The 17,873-nt window shown below is 34.9% G+C and carries 20 protein-coding genes and 1 other annotated feature; of the genes, 9 read left to right on the top strand and 11 right to left on the bottom strand.

What is annotated here, in order from left to right; all coding sequences use genetic code 11:
- Window positions 1-28 precede the first annotated feature (28 nt).
- Together QRE67_RS23590 and QRE67_RS23595 are read right to left on the bottom strand one after the other, a co-directional pair.
- A complete protein-coding gene (locus tag QRE67_RS23590) occupies window positions 29-736 on the bottom strand; it encodes a DUF3169 family protein (protein WP_286125365.1) in 708 nt (235 codons plus the stop codon).
- Complete coding sequence (locus QRE67_RS23595; protein ID WP_286122583.1) at window positions 726-947, bottom strand: helix-turn-helix transcriptional regulator; 222 nt, start codon at window positions 945-947, stop codon at window positions 726-728. Before QRE67_RS23595 ends, QRE67_RS23590 begins: the two co-directional genes overlap by 11 nt.
- A 159-nt stretch (window positions 948-1,106) precedes the next feature.
- On the opposite strand from QRE67_RS23595, the gene QRE67_RS23600 reads away from it, so the two are divergent.
- Window positions 1,107-1,889, top strand: coding sequence for a hypothetical protein (locus QRE67_RS23600; protein WP_286122584.1), 783 nt, complete (start codon window positions 1,107-1,109; stop codon window positions 1,887-1,889).
- Between the two features lie 107 nt (window positions 1,890-1,996).
- Here the strand turns inward: QRE67_RS23600 and QRE67_RS23605 are convergent, their stop codons facing one another.
- Window positions 1,997-2,611 carry a DedA family protein gene (locus QRE67_RS23605; RefSeq protein WP_286122585.1) on the bottom strand — a complete coding sequence of 205 codons (615 nt, stop codon included), beginning with the start codon at window positions 2,609-2,611 and terminating at the stop codon, window positions 1,997-1,999.
- Between the two features lie 1,337 nt (window positions 2,612-3,948).
- On the opposite strand from QRE67_RS23605, the gene QRE67_RS23610 reads away from it, so the two are divergent.
- From QRE67_RS23610 to QRE67_RS23620, 3 genes are all read left to right on the top strand, one after another.
- Window positions 3,949-4,371, top strand: coding sequence for a DUF3978 family protein (locus tag QRE67_RS23610; RefSeq protein ID WP_286125366.1), 423 nt, complete (start codon window positions 3,949-3,951; stop codon window positions 4,369-4,371).
- Between the two features lie 105 nt (window positions 4,372-4,476).
- Window positions 4,477-4,944, top strand: a complete 468-nt coding sequence (locus tag QRE67_RS23615; RefSeq protein ID WP_286122586.1) for a L,D-transpeptidase — start codon at window positions 4,477-4,479, stop codon at window positions 4,942-4,944.
- A gap of 442 nt (window positions 4,945-5,386) precedes the next feature.
- Entirely contained in the window at window positions 5,387-6,049 is a 663-nt protein-coding gene (locus QRE67_RS23620) for a response regulator transcription factor (RefSeq protein ID WP_286122587.1), read from the top strand.
- A 476-nt stretch (window positions 6,050-6,525) separates the two neighbouring features.
- Here the strand turns inward: QRE67_RS23620 and metG are convergent, their stop codons facing one another.
- Window positions 6,526-8,160, bottom strand: coding sequence for a methionine--tRNA ligase (metG, locus tag QRE67_RS23625; protein ID WP_286122588.1), 1,635 nt, complete (start codon window positions 8,158-8,160; stop codon window positions 6,526-6,528).
- A gap of 51 nt (window positions 8,161-8,211) precedes the next feature.
- Window positions 8,212-8,484: a binding site (T-box leader), on the bottom strand.
- A 148-nt stretch (window positions 8,485-8,632) separates the two neighbouring features.
- On the opposite strand from metG, the gene QRE67_RS23630 reads away from it, so the two are divergent.
- On the top strand, window positions 8,633-9,427 hold the full coding sequence (locus QRE67_RS23630) for a class I SAM-dependent methyltransferase (protein WP_286122589.1): 795 nt from the start codon (window positions 8,633-8,635) through the stop codon (window positions 9,425-9,427).
- A 428-nt stretch (window positions 9,428-9,855) separates the two neighbouring features.
- Entirely contained in the window at window positions 9,856-10,170 is a 315-nt protein-coding gene (locus tag QRE67_RS23635) for a metal-sulfur cluster assembly factor (protein ID WP_286122590.1), read from the top strand.
- A 52-nt stretch (window positions 10,171-10,222) separates the two neighbouring features.
- Here the strand turns inward: QRE67_RS23635 and QRE67_RS23640 are convergent, their stop codons facing one another.
- The 4 genes from QRE67_RS23640 to QRE67_RS23655 all read right to left on the bottom strand — a co-directional run bounded on the left by QRE67_RS23640 (window position 10,223) and on the right by QRE67_RS23655 (window position 13,744).
- On the bottom strand, window positions 10,223-11,872 hold the full coding sequence (locus QRE67_RS23640) for a M4 family metallopeptidase (protein WP_286122591.1): 1,650 nt from the start codon (window positions 11,870-11,872) through the stop codon (window positions 10,223-10,225).
- A gap of 162 nt (window positions 11,873-12,034) precedes the next feature.
- Window positions 12,035-12,733, bottom strand: coding sequence for a pirin family protein (locus QRE67_RS23645; protein ID WP_286122592.1), 699 nt, complete (start codon window positions 12,731-12,733; stop codon window positions 12,035-12,037).
- A gap of 51 nt (window positions 12,734-12,784) precedes the next feature.
- Window positions 12,785-13,195 carry a MarR family winged helix-turn-helix transcriptional regulator gene (locus QRE67_RS23650; RefSeq protein ID WP_286122593.1) on the bottom strand — a complete coding sequence of 137 codons (411 nt, stop codon included), beginning with the start codon at window positions 13,193-13,195 and terminating at the stop codon, window positions 12,785-12,787.
- A 114-nt stretch (window positions 13,196-13,309) separates the two neighbouring features.
- Window positions 13,310-13,744 (bottom strand): DUF3920 family protein, encoded by a 435-nt coding sequence (locus QRE67_RS23655; protein WP_286122594.1) that lies wholly within the window; start codon window positions 13,742-13,744, stop codon window positions 13,310-13,312.
- Between the two features lie 212 nt (window positions 13,745-13,956).
- Between QRE67_RS23655 and QRE67_RS23660 the strand changes: the two genes are divergently transcribed.
- Window positions 13,957-14,397 (top strand): Dps family protein, encoded by a 441-nt coding sequence (locus QRE67_RS23660; protein WP_286122595.1) that lies wholly within the window; start codon window positions 13,957-13,959, stop codon window positions 14,395-14,397.
- Window positions 14,398-14,501: 104 nt separating this feature from the next.
- Here the strand turns inward: QRE67_RS23660 and QRE67_RS23665 are convergent, their stop codons facing one another.
- Together QRE67_RS23665 and QRE67_RS23670 are read right to left on the bottom strand one after the other, a co-directional pair.
- A complete protein-coding gene (locus QRE67_RS23665; protein ID WP_286122596.1) occupies window positions 14,502-14,819 on the bottom strand; it encodes a hypothetical protein in 318 nt (105 codons plus the stop codon).
- Between the two features lie 178 nt (window positions 14,820-14,997).
- A complete protein-coding gene (locus QRE67_RS23670) occupies window positions 14,998-15,576 on the bottom strand; it encodes an LOG family protein (protein ID WP_286122597.1) in 579 nt (192 codons plus the stop codon).
- A 73-nt stretch (window positions 15,577-15,649) separates the two neighbouring features.
- Between QRE67_RS23670 and QRE67_RS23675 the strand changes: the two genes are divergently transcribed.
- Window positions 15,650-15,964: a MazG nucleotide pyrophosphohydrolase domain-containing protein gene (locus tag QRE67_RS23675; RefSeq protein ID WP_286122598.1), complete on the top strand. Its 315-nt coding sequence runs from the start codon at window positions 15,650-15,652 to the stop codon at window positions 15,962-15,964.
- 59 nt (window positions 15,965-16,023) lie between these two features.
- Window positions 16,024-16,530: a ferritin gene (locus QRE67_RS23680; protein WP_016112449.1), complete on the top strand. Its 507-nt coding sequence runs from the start codon at window positions 16,024-16,026 to the stop codon at window positions 16,528-16,530.
- Window positions 16,531-16,607: 77 nt separating this feature from the next.
- On the opposite strand, the gene QRE67_RS23685 is transcribed toward QRE67_RS23680, so the two are convergent.
- Window positions 16,608-17,789, bottom strand: a complete 1,182-nt coding sequence (locus QRE67_RS23685; RefSeq protein WP_286122599.1) for a NupC/NupG family nucleoside CNT transporter — start codon at window positions 17,787-17,789, stop codon at window positions 16,608-16,610.
- Window positions 17,790-17,873: the final 84 nt, after the last annotated feature.

A 17,873-nucleotide genomic window follows, 5' to 3' on the forward strand; every position in this document is an offset into this window, starting at 1 on the left:
CAATTTTTCTCCAATTTTCACTTCTCTTTTAATAAATCATTTTCTTATGCATTTCATACATGTATTTTCCGATATGTAATACCCATACAAATGAAATAATACCGATTAAAAAGAAATCCGTTTTATCTAAGATTGTATAGGCAATCGCTGCGATCCATACCCATGCCAGTACCATATTTGTAAATTGATAAGCCTTGTAGCCCGCTTCATGGATAATATGTTTTTGTCCTTCATCTGCATTTTTTGCCCACATTTCTAATGACTGTGAATACGTAACACTTTGTTCTGGATAGAGTGTATTGTAGCGATTCTTCATGATAAATCCTATCCATATGACAAGAATCAAGCATACAACGGACACACCTGCATTCCCTATTTCAAATAACGAAGTCGTTCCTGCTAAGAATGAACGATAATACGCAATTCCGGCACAAATTGCCCAAGACCATACAATTACTTCACTTGCACGCAAATACATTAATAGTATTCCTAGTCTGCGCCCCTGTACACTCTCCTCCTCATCACGTAATTTCGCCAATATACGTGTATTTTTCCATAAATAATATATAATCCCTACGCCGAATACAATAAATCCAATTACTCCCATATAAGATGGTAATTTTCTTGGACCAGCCGCAAAAACAGCTGATAATATATAGCCGCCTAAAAATCCAAATACCATCCCTACAAGAATCTTTATCATAGAACGTATTGTATATTGCACCCTACTTTCCATCATCCTCTTCCCCCTCAACTAACATAAAAATTTCTTCAACCGGTACCCCAAAAATATGTGCAATCTTTAAGGACAGAACAATCGACGGCGCATAATCACCGCGTTCAATTAAACTAATCGTTTGCCGCGATGAATCGATTGCTTTCCCTAAATCTCCTTGTGACATTCGGTGCTTTGCACGAAACTCTCTTACCCGATTTTGAAGCTTCATATCTAACCTCGTTTTCCTTTATTTAGTTAAAATTGTAAAGACTTCTCTTTCATTTGTCAATTATCATTGTCATTTTGACATTAATATATGTCGAAAAAATTTTATATTCATAATGAATCATATACAATAAATATAAAAACAGAATATTATGAGGTCCACATGGATAAAAAATCGATTTTCTCTTACATTTCTATAAAACTAGCAGCTGCCAGTTTTCTGTGTTTCTCTTTTTTATGTATTTTATTTCTAAATGATGCATTTGATTTGTATAGACTCTCAGACTTATTGTCTGAATCTCTGTATAATCCCTGGATTTACGGTCTTTTCGCTTATGCAATCTCTTGTTCCATTATAATTGATCTACTAGGATACAAACTGAACGCTAGAACAATAAAAACGAAACTACTTCTCTATATCGGATTCGGTTATCTATGCTTTGTTCCATTTTGGATTTTCAGTAATGAACACCCTATTCTCTTTCTTATCGCTGGCTCAATTGGAGCAATCTGTTCTGTTTACTATTACTTCGGAACTTACCTTGGGCAAAAATTTAAATGGTTTCGTTACATGGTTCCCATTCTTCTTGCTATTCTATTTATCACAATTACCAATATTGATTTTACAAAGAAAGAACAATGGGTAGAACATACTACTGCCAATGAATTTGAGGCAACATTTCTATATTTTCACGGGGAACATAAAATTCCAATTCATGTCAAGCAAGGAGACATTGTTGAATTTTCAATCACTTTTCTTGTTGGTGGAAATAATGGCTATGGCTACAGCTTTCAAACATCAAGTGAATTTAATCGAATTGAAGATCATATAGAAATAAGTGAAAATACATACCAACTTTTAGCCTATAGGACCGGAGCGTATTATATTACAGTTACTGGTGAAAACCTTACAGGAAAAATAAAAGCGAACTGGAAGATAAAATGAAACTTTTCTAAGTAAGGAATTACAGCCCATTCATACAAGGTAAAATAAAAAAAGACAGTGCTTTCAGCACTGCCTTTTTCAATTCTTGACATAGAATGGATTCCCTATTAATTTACACTTTGTACAAATACACGCTTTAATTGTTTACGGAAACGAATTCCTACAGTAATCACTGTAATTACGATAATCCCAAAGATGATTTTACCGATATGCTGTCCAAGTAAACTGAAGATATCATCTAAATTTCCGCCTAACCAATAGCCACTGACCAAGAAGAAGGAAACCCAGAAAAGAGCACCGGAGTAGATTGTCAGTGCAAAGCGGCGAAACGGTAAATTAATAATTCCTGCAAAATAGCCTGTGAAATGACGAACGCCCGGGATAAAGAAGCCGATAAAAATAAGAAAATATCCGTATTTATCAAACCACATTCTTGTTAAATCAATTTTTCTTTGTGTTAAAAATACATACTTTCCGTATTTCTGCACAAATGGCATACCAAGTTTATTTCCTAGAAAGTATTGGATCGTCATCCCAATACTCGTACCAATAAATGATAATAGAATTAAAATTGGCAATTGTAATTCTCCGGTATGTGCTAGGTACCCTGCATATGCTAGTGTTGGTTCTCCTGGAAACGGAAGTGCAATATATTCCAACAGCAATCCAACAAGTACAACATAATAGCCGTATTGCTGAAATAATTCATAAACCCACTCCATGTCGCTCTCTCCTTTTCTCATTAATTGGCAGCATAAATCACGTACGAACTGTTACTTTTATTGTATAAAAATTTTGTCGAAATAACTATCACAATAACTTACATTTAGATTACATTTTTGTAAGAATAGGTATTTTTATCTGTTATTCGTAAATTCCTTTAGCGCATTTATACTCACTTCTAATTTTTCATTGCTAATATATTTGTTTTATATAAATCTATTTTGATTTTTCGACATATAGCCGCGGCTATGGATAACAAAAGGTGACCTGCACTCGTTTTCTCTCTTTGCTTTCACTATGTCTGGGCAGGAAAAGGATCTGACCGCTTCTATGCATGTCTGGATGCTCTCTCCCACCTAAAAAGAAGGGGTTTATGCCGGTTTTTTAATTTGTATTTATATAGAAAGAATTTGTTCTCATATAACAAACTACTTTTGAGAAAACTTCACACAGCTTGTACATACATAGAACAAATTCTTTTCCAATTAAATTCATCTTTCCTATACACATACTCTTCTTGTCCTGTATTACCAAAAACAATTCATTTTTCTTCTTATATAAAGTGAAACTTTAATCAATGGGGGTTTTCTTTATCCCCCACCTAACTTCTTTTCTTCCTGTCGAACTTTGAGGTGGGGTTATTACTGCCCGCGAATAGCGGGATAAAGTGAAACTTTAATCAGTGGGGGTTTTCTTCATCCCCCACTGATTATTAGTTGAACCAATCGGGCTTTTACGGACAGTTTATCCCCCACCTATCTTCTTTGGTTTCCTTAGAATCTTGAGGTGGGGGTATTACTGCCCGTTAATGCGGGATAAACTAAGATTGCGGTTTCCACTTATTTTTGCACGGAGACACTTTTCACTCTTTCCCATTTTATGAGAAGAATATAGACCTGTATCATGCATTTTTCAATGCTTCTCTATATAAATCCATTTTGATTTTTCGACATATAAGCCGCGGCTATGGATAACAAAAGGTGACCTGCACTCGTTTTCTCTCTTTGTTTTCACTATGTCTGGGCAGGAAAAAGATCTGACCGCTTCTATGCATGGCCGGATGCTCTCTCCCACCTAAAAAGAAGGGGTTTATGTCGGACTTTAATTTGTATTTATATAATTAAGTATGATATCTAACTATTAAACTAGTTCCATATTAACTTCATATTAACTTCATATTATCTTCATATTCATATTGTAAAATTATAGCGGACTTTGTTGAATTTTAGGATGAAATTTTACTATTCACATTATGTATCACGTTTAAGCAATAAATGAACACGTTTTAATTTTCGGAAATATAGACAAGGAGTGAGAAAAACTGCAAGTATATAACATCCATAATGTTGTTCACACGCAAGCTAAATCCAACCTAAGTGAAACAATTTTTAGCTTACATATATGTGAAGAAAATGAATTTGATTCAAGCTTAAGAAAATCCACTACATTATCCTTTATCGTGAGCCGAGAAACTGTAAAGGTTTTGATCAAAAAAAGTATAAGTTATAAACCTGACAGTATCGACAGTAAAAGTTACATTATTCCTAGCCAGGCATTTCATTACCTTTTTCCTACTATTTGTGAAAATGATGAAGAAATAATTGTTCATGTACAGATTTTTGGTAAAAATGGTGAGTTCTTGCTGAATAATAGGTTATTCATTAACAAAAATCTAAATCACAAATTTAAGGTACAAACATTTTTTGAAACAATTAACGAAAATATATATCGGGCATTATATAATTTTCAAGCTTACTAAGCCTGAAACACAAAGAATCTATGTTTCTTTATGTTTATTTTTTTTTACGCTCTTATTTTAAATTCTATATCTAAAAATAAAACGAATTATCGTAAGGAGAAAACCATGAAAAAGATATTATTAGCTATTTTACTATTGAGTGTATGGGTATTCCCATATGAAAAAGCAGAGGCAGCAGCTCCTACACCAAATCAAAAATTATTTGTCAATACAAGTACAAATAAGATGGACTTTTATCAAGATGGTAAATTTATAAGAAGTTTTACTGTCGCTACAGGAAAAGCAAATACTCCTACAGCACTAGGAACATTTATCATTGTAAACAAAATAAAAAATCGCCCTTACTATACTGGACATATTAAAGGTGGAGATCCACGCAATCCCCTTGGTGATCGTTGGCTTGGATTGAATATGAATAAAACGTGGGGAACAACATATGCGATTCATGGTACAAATACAAACACAGTAATTGGAAAAAATACGACATTAGGATGTATTCGTATGTATAACGAAGATATTCATTGGCTATTTGACCGTATTGGAGAAAAAGCTACTGTAGTTGTAAAAAAATAAAATGAAACTTTAATCAGTGGGGGGATTACTGCCCGCAAATAGCAGGATAGATACCCTAAAGAACAAGTTTATATCCTAGCCAAGAACTTTGCTCTTGGCTTCTTTTATTTCTTCATTTAAAGTAGCAAAACAGCTAGCTTTACATATATAATTGAAACGAAGATATAAAGAATTTCATGCTTCGCACTTGCCAAAATAAACATTACAATTGCACCATCATAATCATCAATTTATTTATATAATAAAGTGAAACTTCCATTCATTTAACTCATTCTTCATTCAACATGAAGAATGAGTTAAATGAATTAGACTGTATTCCCTCCTCTATCTTTAACTCTTAAGATGGGGGTCTTATTATGTAGTAAAGAAAATAACCATTGTAACCGGCAAGAACGATAAGCTGAAATACTCTTACTAAATTGTGCTTTTAGGAGGTGGGATTGTGAAGCACATACTTGTGATTGAAGACGATCCAGATATTCAAAAACTAATACGAGAACTTTTAACAGTACACAGTTTTAGAGTTGATGTTGTAGGTACTGGCACAGAAGGTATACTCCTTTTTCAAAAAAATTCATATGACCTTATTCTACTCGATGTTATGCTACCTGATATAAATGGGTATAGTGTTTGTAAAATTATAAGAGGACAATCTATTGTTCCTATTATAATGCTAACAGGGTTACATAGTGTGGAAAATGAAATTAGAGGATTTGAATTAGGAATAGACGATTACATAACAAAACCTTTTCATTACACCATATTTATAAAGCGAATTGAATCTGTGCTAAGAAGGCAAACATCTTTAGAAAATGATAATGATATACTACAATTTAACGAGTTTATATTAAATTTAAAAGCTTATACAGCTTATGTTCATGGGAATCAAATTGAACTAACAACGAAAGAATTCGAGATCATGTATACACTGTTACAAAATCGTGGGAAAGTACTATCAAGAAGTGATTTGTTAAATAAACTATGGGGCTATGAGTATTATGGTGATGTAAGAGTAATAGATACTCATATTAAAAACATACGAAAAAAATTAAATATTCCATACATTAAGACGGTAAAAGGCATTGGATATAAGTTGGATTCGTAAAAACAAGCAAGAAAACATCACCAGAAAGATTTTTATAAAATCAGTTATACTTTCTATTCTTTTCTCACTTTCCCTATATTTTATTATTTATTTACTTTTATCCCGCATTAACGGGCAGTAATACCCCCACCTCAAGATTCTAAGGAAACCAAAGAAGATAGGTGGGGAATAAACTGCCCATAAAAGCCCGATTGGTTCAACTAATAATCAGTGGGGGATGAAGAACCCCCCCACTGATTAAAGTTTCACTTTATCTAATTATGATAAAAAACATAAAGGTAATTTCATCGTATATTCCAAATAATATACACGAGTACATCAAATGGCTACACGTTAGAAGTCGTAAATACAGGAACACAAATTGAAGACAAAAAGAGACGAACCATTGAACAAAGTGTCTAAAAAAGAGCACATCATGTGCTCTTTTTTAAACCGCATTAATGGGCAGTAAAACCCCCACTGATTAAAGTTTCACTTTATTTTAATGCTGCGTGTAGCTTTTCTACTTCTTTTTCAATTTGTTCTACATCAATTCTTTCAAATAGTGGTTGTACATTGCTAATTCGCTCTGGGAAAATAGTTTCACATGCCCAATCTGTATGAGAAATAGATAGCATTTCCCTTACTTTCTCACTAGAAAACGGTAAAAATGGTTGTAACAACTGTGCAAAATTCACAATAAAATATACGCAATGGTAGATTGTCTCGTTACAACCTGAAGGGTTTTCTTTTATTTGCTTCCACGGCCCTTGCTCATCAAAATATTTATTCGCATATCGTACTGTTTCAAATATTGTTTCTAACGCAACTTTAAAATGAGCCTGCTCAATCGCATTCCCTACCTTACGATATAATTCCTCCACCTTCTCCTTCAGCTCTAGATTTACATTCCCTTTTGGCACCTCACCATCATAATATTTCTCAATAAATTTCAATGTACGATTTACAAAATTCCCGTACGCTCCTAGTAATTCGCTGTTATGGCTATAAATAAATTCACGCCAAGAAAAATCAGTATCGCGATTTTCCGGTGCATTTACCGTTAAAAAGTACCGAATCGAATCTGGATCATACCGCTCTAATATATCTGGTACCCATACTGCCCAGTTTTTACTTGTCGATAATTTTCGTTTCTCAACAGTTAAGTATTCATTGGAAACAATATGACGTGGCGTTGCTTCCTCTCCTACTCCAAGTAATACAGCCGGCCAAATAATGGAATGAAACGGGATATTGTCTTTCCCGTGCACATAATATGTTTTCGCACTACTATTCCAGAATTCTTGATCATCCTGTCCTGTTTCTTTTGCCCAACGTTTACTCGCCGAATAATAACCAGAAACAGCTTCAATCCACACATAAATTTTCTTATCCTCATATCCCTCTACAGGAATTGAAACTCCAATTGGTAAATCACGTGATACCGCTCGGTCGTGTAAACCTTCTTGTAAGTAACGCTCTGTTAATTGAATTGCGTTATCACGCCATGCTCCTTGTTGTTTTGCAACCACTACTGCATCTTTAATCTGCTGCTGAAATTTATGCAATGCAAAATAGAAATGTTCTGTTTCCTTAACTGCTGGTGTATTTCCACATAACTTACATCTCTTTTCTAATAAATCGAGCGGATCTAAAATAGCGGAGCAGGCATCACATTGATCACCACGTGCTTGTTCATGACAATGTGGGCAAACTCCTTCTACGTAACGATCCGGTAAAAATTGCACACATGTTTCGCAGTATGCTTGTTCAACTGTCTTTTTATAAATAAAGTCTTCTTCTAATAAACGTAAGAAAATCTTTTGTACGGTTTGATGATGATGCTCTGTATCTGTACGTGTATAACAATCATACGTAAAACCAAGCTGCTTAAAACATCGCTGGAATTCTTCATGATAATGATCTGCAATTTCTTTTGCAGTAACCCTTTCTTGCTTTGCTCGAATAGAAATCGGCGTTCCATTACAATCACTTCCTGATACGTAAAGAACCCCTTCACCTTTCGCTCTGTAATATCGTGCTAAAATATCTCCTGGTAATAGGCTCGCAACATGTCCAAGATGCAAAGAGCCATTCGCATAAGGCCAAGCTCCACCAATAAAAATACTCATCTTTCATTCCTCCTTTACATATAAAAAAGCCCCGTCCCTATCTTCTAAAAAGATAAGGGCGGGGCTGTATAAACAGTCGCGGTACCACCTTATTTCGTCAGTTGTTCACACAACTAACCTCTACAAGTACGGAGCAACATGTGCTCTTATACTGTGATTTTGATAACGAGAACCAACTCTCGTCGCCGCCTACTATTATCAAATGATAAGTTCAGGACGAAGCTCAAAGGCCATTGTTCAAATGAATATTCTTGCTTCTTCTCAGCTTCCGAAGCTCTCTGGAAAGAATAATTCCATTCTACTTTTCCTCTTCAATGCTTTCGTATGTAACATGTATTCTACACATAATAAACAGAAAAAACAAACTATTTTCTTATTTTTCTTTTATACTTCTACACCTGAACTAGTGTAAAAGCAGGAAATAAAACATCGTCAAAGAATAAGTACACGTTCAGAGAAAGGAGAGATATCATTGAACCAACAACAATTAAGTACAAATAATAAAGAAGGTTGGAATAAAGCCGCTTATGAAGCATGGACCAGTCGGCATGGAACACCGCACGAATATGCTCAGCAACTAGTAAAAGAGCCCGCCCATACAGTATCCCATTACTTACCATACATAAAAGGTATACAAGGAAAACGCATCATCAACTTACTTGCTTCAAAAGGAAATAAAGCTGTTGCCTTCGCATTACTAGGAGCTGACGTAACCGTTGTGGATATTTCTGAAAGCAACGCAAAATATGCGAATGAACTTGCGGATGCTGCGGGAACCTCTATTGAATATATCGTTTCTGATGTGTTAGACATACAACCTACAAAAACATTCGATGTTGTTTTATTAGAACTAGGCGTACTTCATTACTTTATAGATCTACAACCTCTATTTCAGCTTATCTTTCAACTGCTAAAAGATGGTGGTACGTTTATATTGCGTGACTATCACCCTGTCTATACAAAGTTGCTAGCAATGGATGACATAACATTTCTAGCAAACGGCAATTATTTTCATGAAGAAATTGTTGAAGTTGAAGTTGCTTACAGTATTCTCCTTGATGAAACACAAAAAGCCTCATTACCTAAAAATAAAATTCGCCGCTGGACGTTAGGAGAAATTATTACAGAAATTGCTCAGACGAACCTACGTATTAAAGAATTTATTGAAGAACGTGGTCCACACCAACGATGGGTCTTCCCTCCCTCTGCTCCAGAAGGAATTGAAAACCATATTCCTGGACTTTATACATTAATTGCTACAAAATGAGTCAATTGTACGCATGCAAAAAAGAATCCCTTCACGGTTGGGATTCTTTTTTTGCACGCTTAACGCATATAAGTTGAGGTTGGAGATTACCATAATTCTGTAGAATAGGACACAAGGTATTTCAACATTTTGTCTCTGACTTACGCAGTCAAAAGGGGTATGACCAACATAGCGAAGAGCAACGTTTAGTTGATACTGAAAATCATTATCAACTAATTAGAAGTATACAGGATGTTTTCTAAAAACACAATAGCATTTTCTTATTTTTTATAAGAATTTTTATTCTAATTCATTTTCAAAATCGCCTCTTTACACATACGTATTAGTATAAAAAGAATTACGAAAAAGACTGTGAGCTATTTCACTGCATCTTTCTCCTATTTCCTTTATAATGAGAATGGATATCACTAATATTAGGAGTGTTATATATGTCGCAAGAGCTCGAAGATAAATTATTTGCCAATTTAGAGGCTGTTATTGATCCTGAATTAGGTGTTGATATTATCAACCTTGGCTTAGTATATGATGTTACAGCTGATGAACAAAATAATGCTGTCGTTACGATGACAATGACTTCCATCGGTTGTCCAATGGCTGGACAAATCGTATCGGATGTCAAAAAAGTATTATCGACAAATGTACCTGAGGTAAATGGAATAGAAGTAAATGTAGTTTGGAATCCCCCCTGGTCAAAAGAACGTATGTCACGTATGGCGAAAATTGCACTAGGAATTCGCGATTAAGCAAAGGGAGAAAAAAGACCTGACATTATCAAAGTCAGGTCTTTTTCGTTTCTTATTTTACACCAACTGCATCATAAGCTTTCGTTACAGCTTGTACCGCTTTAGAATTTTTTCCATATAAGTCTTCTGCAGATTGAATTGCCGCTTGGCGCATCATGCTAAAGTTAGAGTTAGCAGTTAAATATTTTGTTAGAGCACGGTAGTAAATTTTTTCTGTTGCTTCACGTCCAACGCCAGCTACCGTTACATCGTAATGTTTTCCACCTTCAGACACTAAATATGCCGCTTTATTATTAATACTACTATTAATATGAACACCGCCGTTATCATATGGTCCTGTATAACGTTTGTTGTAATGATCTGGGTAACCTTCCCCAGGTTTTAATGGGTTTGGAATTGATGCTGGATCGCTCAATGAACGTAATGCATCTCCTTCAACACCAGGTGTATAAATATCTGCGCCAAGCTGCCAACTACGTTTCTCGACCATTACACCCATAATATCAGATAATGATTCATTTAATGCACCTGGCTCATCTTTATAAACAAGATTTGCTGTATATTCTGTTACAGCGTGCGTTAATTCATGCCCAATAACATCTAACCCTGCAGATAATGGAATGAATGTTTCTCCATCACCATCACCGTACATCATTTGTACTCCGTTCCAGGCAGCATTATTCCAGCTTTCACCTACGTGAACAGTAGAAATTAGCTTCGCCCCTTCATCATCAAAAGAATTACGGTTAAATGTCTTCTTATAATAGTCATATACTTTCGCTGCGTTTACGTGTGCATCAACAGCAGCTTTATCTTCAAAGTACTTCGATTTACTTTCTATTTCCTCACCTGTATATCCAAACCATTGTGAGAAGATATTAAACCAATTTTCATCCATATTTTGTGCGTCAAACGTATGAACACCTTTTCCACGTTTGCCATCAAATAAATTAAACGCACCTGTTTTTGCATCTTGTGAAATTTCAAAAGTTACCTTATTCCCTAATACACCCTCACCGAAACCGTTGATGTTATCAACAGCATTATATTTCTCAATTACATCTCCGTTTGTTGCATCAATAAAGTAATGCCAATAGCCTGGTGCTGGTTTTGAAATAGATGCTTTTACAAGGTATGCAAGATAGTATTTCCCATCTTTTTCATACACATATAAATCTTTTTTAATACCATCATAGTTATCTACTTTTCCAATTTCCTTCTCAATACTAGCTTTCGCAACATTTACCGCTTGCTCATCAGTAATATTTACCCCAGCCGGAATATTTTTATCTTCTAGATTCGGGATAACTTGCCCGAAGAATGCTTTCACATTATTGTCTTTATCAAGCGCAACCGTTTGATCAGATCCATATACAGGTACATCATTATGTTTCTCAATTAATTTCACATGTGTTGTATTGGATTCAGCATCTTTTTCTTCCCCTACAACTTCAAAATGCTTTTCTATACTTCCTGCTAATTTAAACATTTCCTTCTTACTCTCTAAATATTGAAACACTGTCTCTTTTTTATCTAAGCCTTCCGGTGCTTTCCATTCTTCACCTATGTAAGCTGGTGTTTTAAATTCTTGATGATATTGAATTTTTTGTTCTGCTGCTTGTGTTTTTGTTGTACCAAATGCACCAAATCCCCCAAAAATTACGGATAAAGCTAATGCTGAAGAAACCACTTTCTTTTTCAATCTAACACTCCCCATTCTCCCGAAAATTTTTGACACTCTTATACATTTCGAAAAAAAGAGAGTAACTCCTACTCAAAAATGTTGAGAAACATCCTATCTTACAATTTAATCCAAAAAAGAAAAAAAAAAAGGAACGTCGTGTTAGACGTTCCTTTTCCTTACTTACTGTTTCTTCATTTCAATTGCCAAATAGTGAGATAGCTCTGTCGCTTGAATACGAACATCCTCTTCAATCACTTCTGCTGCATCACGCATAACAAGAGTCTCGCTATTTACAACACTGCTTCCTTCAATTTGCACAAGATACAATTGGCGGCCTTCGCCAACCGGGAAGCTAATCTCTTTTCCAGCTTCTAATGAAAGAGAATATAAGTTTGCATCTTGATGGATGGCAATTGGTGCACCGCCATCAACTGGAGAGACCATATGGAACCATGTGTTTTCACGTTTGTTCCAGTCAAATTTAAACTCACCATAGTTTGGTGTATAACCAGCACGATCTGGTAAAATCCAAATTTGTAACAGACGTAACGTTTCATTCCCTAAATTATGTTCACTGTGAAATACACCTGTACCAGCGCTCATATATTGTACATGACCACGCTCAATTGTACCGCGATTTCCGATACTATCTTGGTGTGTTAATTCTCCATCGACAACGTAAGAAATAATTTCCATATCACGGTGCGGATGCATATCAAATCCTGTTTGTGCTGCTACTAAATCATCATTTATCACGCGTAGTGCACCAAATTTCATGTTATTTGGGTTATAGTAGTCTGCAAATGAAAAATGAAAATGTGTATTTAGCCAACCGTGATTTGCTCTTCCCATTTTTTTATGATCAATTTTCTTAAACATATTTTTCACCTCATATTATCTCGAATTCAAGATATTTATTTAAAGTTTTTATCATTGTAACTTTCGAAGTAATTCCAGTAATTGTTTCTGCTCACCGCGATCCAACTTACAAAATTGCTCTGCTTGAAAAGTCTCTTGTGGTGGAACAACCTCTTCATATAAAGCTCTTCCCTTTTCTGTTAACGAAAGATATTTTGCATGTCCCTCTTGCTCTCTTCGAATAAAATCAAGCTGCTCCATTTTATTTAAAAGCTGCGTGATATTTCCTTTTGTAACAAATAGCTTTCGCCCAAGTTCTTGCTGCGTTAAACGATCTTGTCCTCCAATTTGAGCTAATACATCAAACTGTGCAGCTGATAAATCCCATTTTCTCAAATGTTGATTTGTCTCGCGAATACTTCGGTTATAAAAGCGGGATAAACGAAACCATAACAATAAACCAAGTCTTTCTTCTGTTTTCATTCCATCACCTCGCTTACTTGATGACTTAAGTTTAGTCCTAAACTTCACAAATGTCAATTACTATATTTTAGTAAGTTATAAATTAAAGCATAGTGATAAAACCATCACTATGCTTTAATTTATGTTTCTTCTTATATATTCATTAATTTTCCTTTGTGCAAACGTCCTTGCATCTTGTTCAATCCAACGGTCTTCATAAGCTTCCTTACTGAGGTATAATACATCTTGCTCATGCTGCATAGAGTGACGAAACTCATGCAGTAAAGTTTTGAGCACTTGCTCATACTGTTCCCACATACAAACAAAAATTAATTGTTTTTCTTTATGATAAAAACCGCTTAAAGGAAATAAAAATTCTTCTTCCTCTTCTCCCAATTTTACAAGCACATCATTCGTATCACATGTATCGCAAAAAATAACTGGGATTTCACGTTTCTCAATAAGCGAAAACACATCGTTTTTCACCCGCTGAATATCCCAAGGAAATTCCGAATCCAACACATACCAATTCCCAGCTTGTTGATATACGTTTTGAAATTGGAGTTCCATTACCCTCCATTCCCCTTTCAAAATTCTCTTTTTCTATATATATGCCACAATATAGTAAAAAATAAACACATACTGCAATATAACACTACATCTTGTTCAAAAAATGTTCAAAAATACTGATTGTAAAAGGTTGATTTATACCAATTACTAGATTATAATAATTATAAATTAATAAATAATATAATATAAAAACTCAAAAGGAGATTGATCATATGAACACACAAGTAATCGAAGTATTAAACAAACAAGTAGCAAACTGGAGTGTTTTATTTACAAAATTACATAACTTCCATTGGTATGTAAAAGGACCACAATTCTTTACACTACATGAGAAATTCGAACAATTTTATACAGAAGCAGCTGGACACATTGATGAAATCGCTGAACGTATTTTAGCAATTGGTGGTAAACCAGTAGCAACAATGAAAGAATACTTAGAACTATCTTCTGTTCAAGAAGCGGCTTACGGAGAGACTGCAGAAGGGATGGTCGAAGCAATTATGAAAGACTACGAAATGATGCTAGGCGAATTGAAAAAAGGCATGAAAATCGCTCAAAACACTGACGATGAAATGACCTCTGACTTACTATTAGGCATCTACACAGAACTAGAAAAACACGCTTGGATGCTACGTGCGTTCTTGAATCACTAAGAAAAGCAAAAGCGGCTCACTCAAAAAAAGGAGCTTGGAAACATTCTTTCCAAGCTCCTTTTTTGTATGCTGTTTTCTTTTACTAACACAAATCGGTCATTCATCTATTTTCCTCGTTTACGTTTAAGACCTTTCATAACGTAAACGATATAATTAATGATACATAAACCTACAATTATCAAGAACATATAAAAAGATTGTTCGTCTCCCGCTAAATTATACTCATCCACAATAAATCCCGATGCAAAAAGTGTTACCGCAGAGGTCACTAAACAAATCAATAATATAAAAACAAGCGAAAAACCATTAATAAGGTACTTTCTTTGGAGCATTATAACAAATAATAAAAGGACTAAAGCAACTATAAAGGCAATAAAGATAGGCCTTAAAAAAATAAACTCTGGAAATACAACCTCTTCCATAATCTATTTCTCCTCCAATCGTTCAGAACCTTTCTTTCTAACTTTACAATATCTTCATTATTTTTCACATAAATAACCAAGCTATTCAATCAAGCACGTCCATATACCCACAAAAAAACGCATGTCATTTTCCATGCGAAAATTCATGCGTTTTAAATGTAATTACTTGCTCATTATATTATGATAATTGCTTCCACTTATTCCCCATAACTGGGCGTTTATAGTCTCGCATTTGGGAAATCAATTCCTCAACAGTTGCCGCAGAAACAATCAGCTCTTTATTCGATGGATTCATAAATCCTTCTTCCGCTGCACGATCAATCATTTGTAATAGCGGTGAATAAAAATCTGCAATATTTAGGACCCCTACTGGTTTTTCCTGAATCCCAATTTGTGACCAACATGCAACTTCGAATAATTCTTCGAATGTTCCATATCCTCCTGGCAATGCTATAAATGCGTCTGAGAGTTCACTCATTTTTGCTTTACGCTCATGCATTGTTTCTACTTCAATTAACTCTGTTAATCCCTCGTGGACAATTTCTCCTCGAAATAAACCACGGGGCATAACACCTGTTACACGGCCACCTAGTTGTAATACTTGATTAGCTACTTCGCCCATCAATCCAACACATGAACCTCCGTATACCAATTCATAGTTATTTTGAACGAGCACTTCACCAAGTTTTCTTGCTTGCGCTTGAAACTCTGATCGTTCCCCTAGGTTGGAACCGGCAAACACACAAATCTTTCTCATACCCACACCCCAAAACTATATATTGTTATGATACAATAAACATTGTACAACATATTGAGGGGATGGGAAAGAATTGAATATAGCCGAATTTCAAAGATGGGTTGAGGAATTTTACGAAAAGCGGAGCTGGTCGCAATATAACTCTTTTATCCGCTTAAATTTCTTAACTGAAGAAGTAGGAGAAGTTTCACGCGTTGTACGTGCCATTGAAATTGGACGTGATCGCCCTGATGAACAAGCGAAGCAAGAAGATGAATTATTGATTGATTTAAAAGAAGAAATTGGAGATGTATTAGCTAATCTCATCGTTCTTTCTCAAAAATATGATTTAGACTTACAAGATATTATGGAGGCACATGTAGAGAAACTTTCTAACCGTTTCCAATAAAGTAAAACTTTTATCAATTGTGATATGATGTTTCAGAATGAACATGAAGGAGGATGATTATGTTATCTACAAAATTACACGACGCGCTTAATGATCAAATGAATTTTGAGTTTTACTCTGCGCATGTTTACATGGCAATGGCTGCTTACTGCACAGCAGAAAGCTATGATGGATTTGCGAACTTCTTTCTCGTACAAGCAGAAGAAGAGCGCTTCCACGCAATGAAGCTTTACAATTATATTAATGACCGCGGTGAGCGTGCTATTATTACTGGATTTGAAAATCCTAACAATGAATACGAATCTGTTTTAAGCGCATTCGAAATCGCGCTTGAGCATGAACGTGAAGTAACAAAACGTATTTATAACCTATCAGATATCGCTTGGGATGAACGCGAACATGCTACAATTACATTCTTGAAATGGTTCGTTGACGAACAAGTAGAAGAAGAAGCCTCTTTCGATAGCATTATCCAAAAACTAAAACGTATTACAAGTGATTCTAATGCTCTATTTATGTTAGATGCCGAATTAGAAAAGCGCACATTTACGCCACCTGCTGAGTAAACAAAAAAAGCAATGAGCATATCGCTCATTGCTTTTCTTAATTTCATCCTGCACTAATGGACAGTAATACCTTCACTTTATAACATAACCCCAACGATAATCGCTGATAATATACTTACTAATGTTGCACCGTATACAAGTTTTAATCCGAAAGAAGATACAACATTTGCTTGTTTTCCATCAATACTCTTCGTTGCACCTGCGATAATTCCAATTGATGAGAAGTTTGCAAATGATACAAGGAAGATAGATAAAATACCAACTGTACGAGCTGATAAATCACTTGCTACTTTTCCTAAATCAAGCATTGCAACAAATTCGTTCGTTACTAATTTTGTCGCCATAATTTGTCCAGCTGCTAGCATCTCTGATGTTGGAATCCCCATAATGAACGCTAGTGGTGAGAACACATACCCTAAAATACTTTGGAATGTAATACCGAAGATAGAGTCAAACACACCATTAATAGCTGTAATTAAAGCAACGAATCCAATTAACATTGCTGCTACTGTAACCGCAATTGTAAATCCAAGCATAATGTACTCGCCTAACATTTCAAAGAACGTTTGCTTTTTATCTTCTTGCAGTTCTAAAATATCTTCTTCTTCACTCACATCGTAAGGATTGATGATATGAACGATAATAAATCCACTAAATAAGTTTAATACTAGTGCTGTCACTACATATTTTGGTTCAATCATTTTCATATACGAACCGACAATTGACATCGATACTGTCGACATAGAAGACGCACAAAGTGTATATAAACGATTTTTTGGTAGCTTGCTTAATTGATCTTTTACTGTAATAAAAACTTCACCTTGACCAACTATTGCCGCTGCTACTGCATTATATGATTCAAGTTTTCCTAATCCATTAATTTTACTTAATACGAATCCAACTGCACGAATAATAATCGGTAAAACTTTAATGTGCTGCAGTATCCCGATTAATACTGCTAAGAAAATGATTGGTAGTAATACCGTTAAGAAGAACGGTGCTTGTCCATCATTTGCTAAACCACCAAATACGAAGTTAACCCCTGCTTCTGCATATTTTAAGATGGCACCAAATCCATCTGAAATTCCTTTTACTAACACATATCCAATCTTTGTATTCAGTAAGAAGTATGCTAATCCTAATTGAATAACAAGCATAATTGCAATTGGTTTATATTTAATTTTCTTCCGATCTGAACTTACAAGAAAACCTAGTACAAATACAACAAGTAAACCGACTAGAAACATAACTAGCTTCATATGTGAATCCTCCACTTCCCATGAGTTATTGGTCGTCCAACGAATGACGTCTGACCATTGATATTAAAAAATAAAAACCCTTAA

Origin of the sequence: Bacillus sp. DX3.1 (assembly GCF_030292155.1) — a bacterium.
In the GTDB taxonomy this organism is placed as follows: domain Bacteria; phylum Bacillota; class Bacilli; order Bacillales; family Bacillaceae_G; genus Bacillus_A.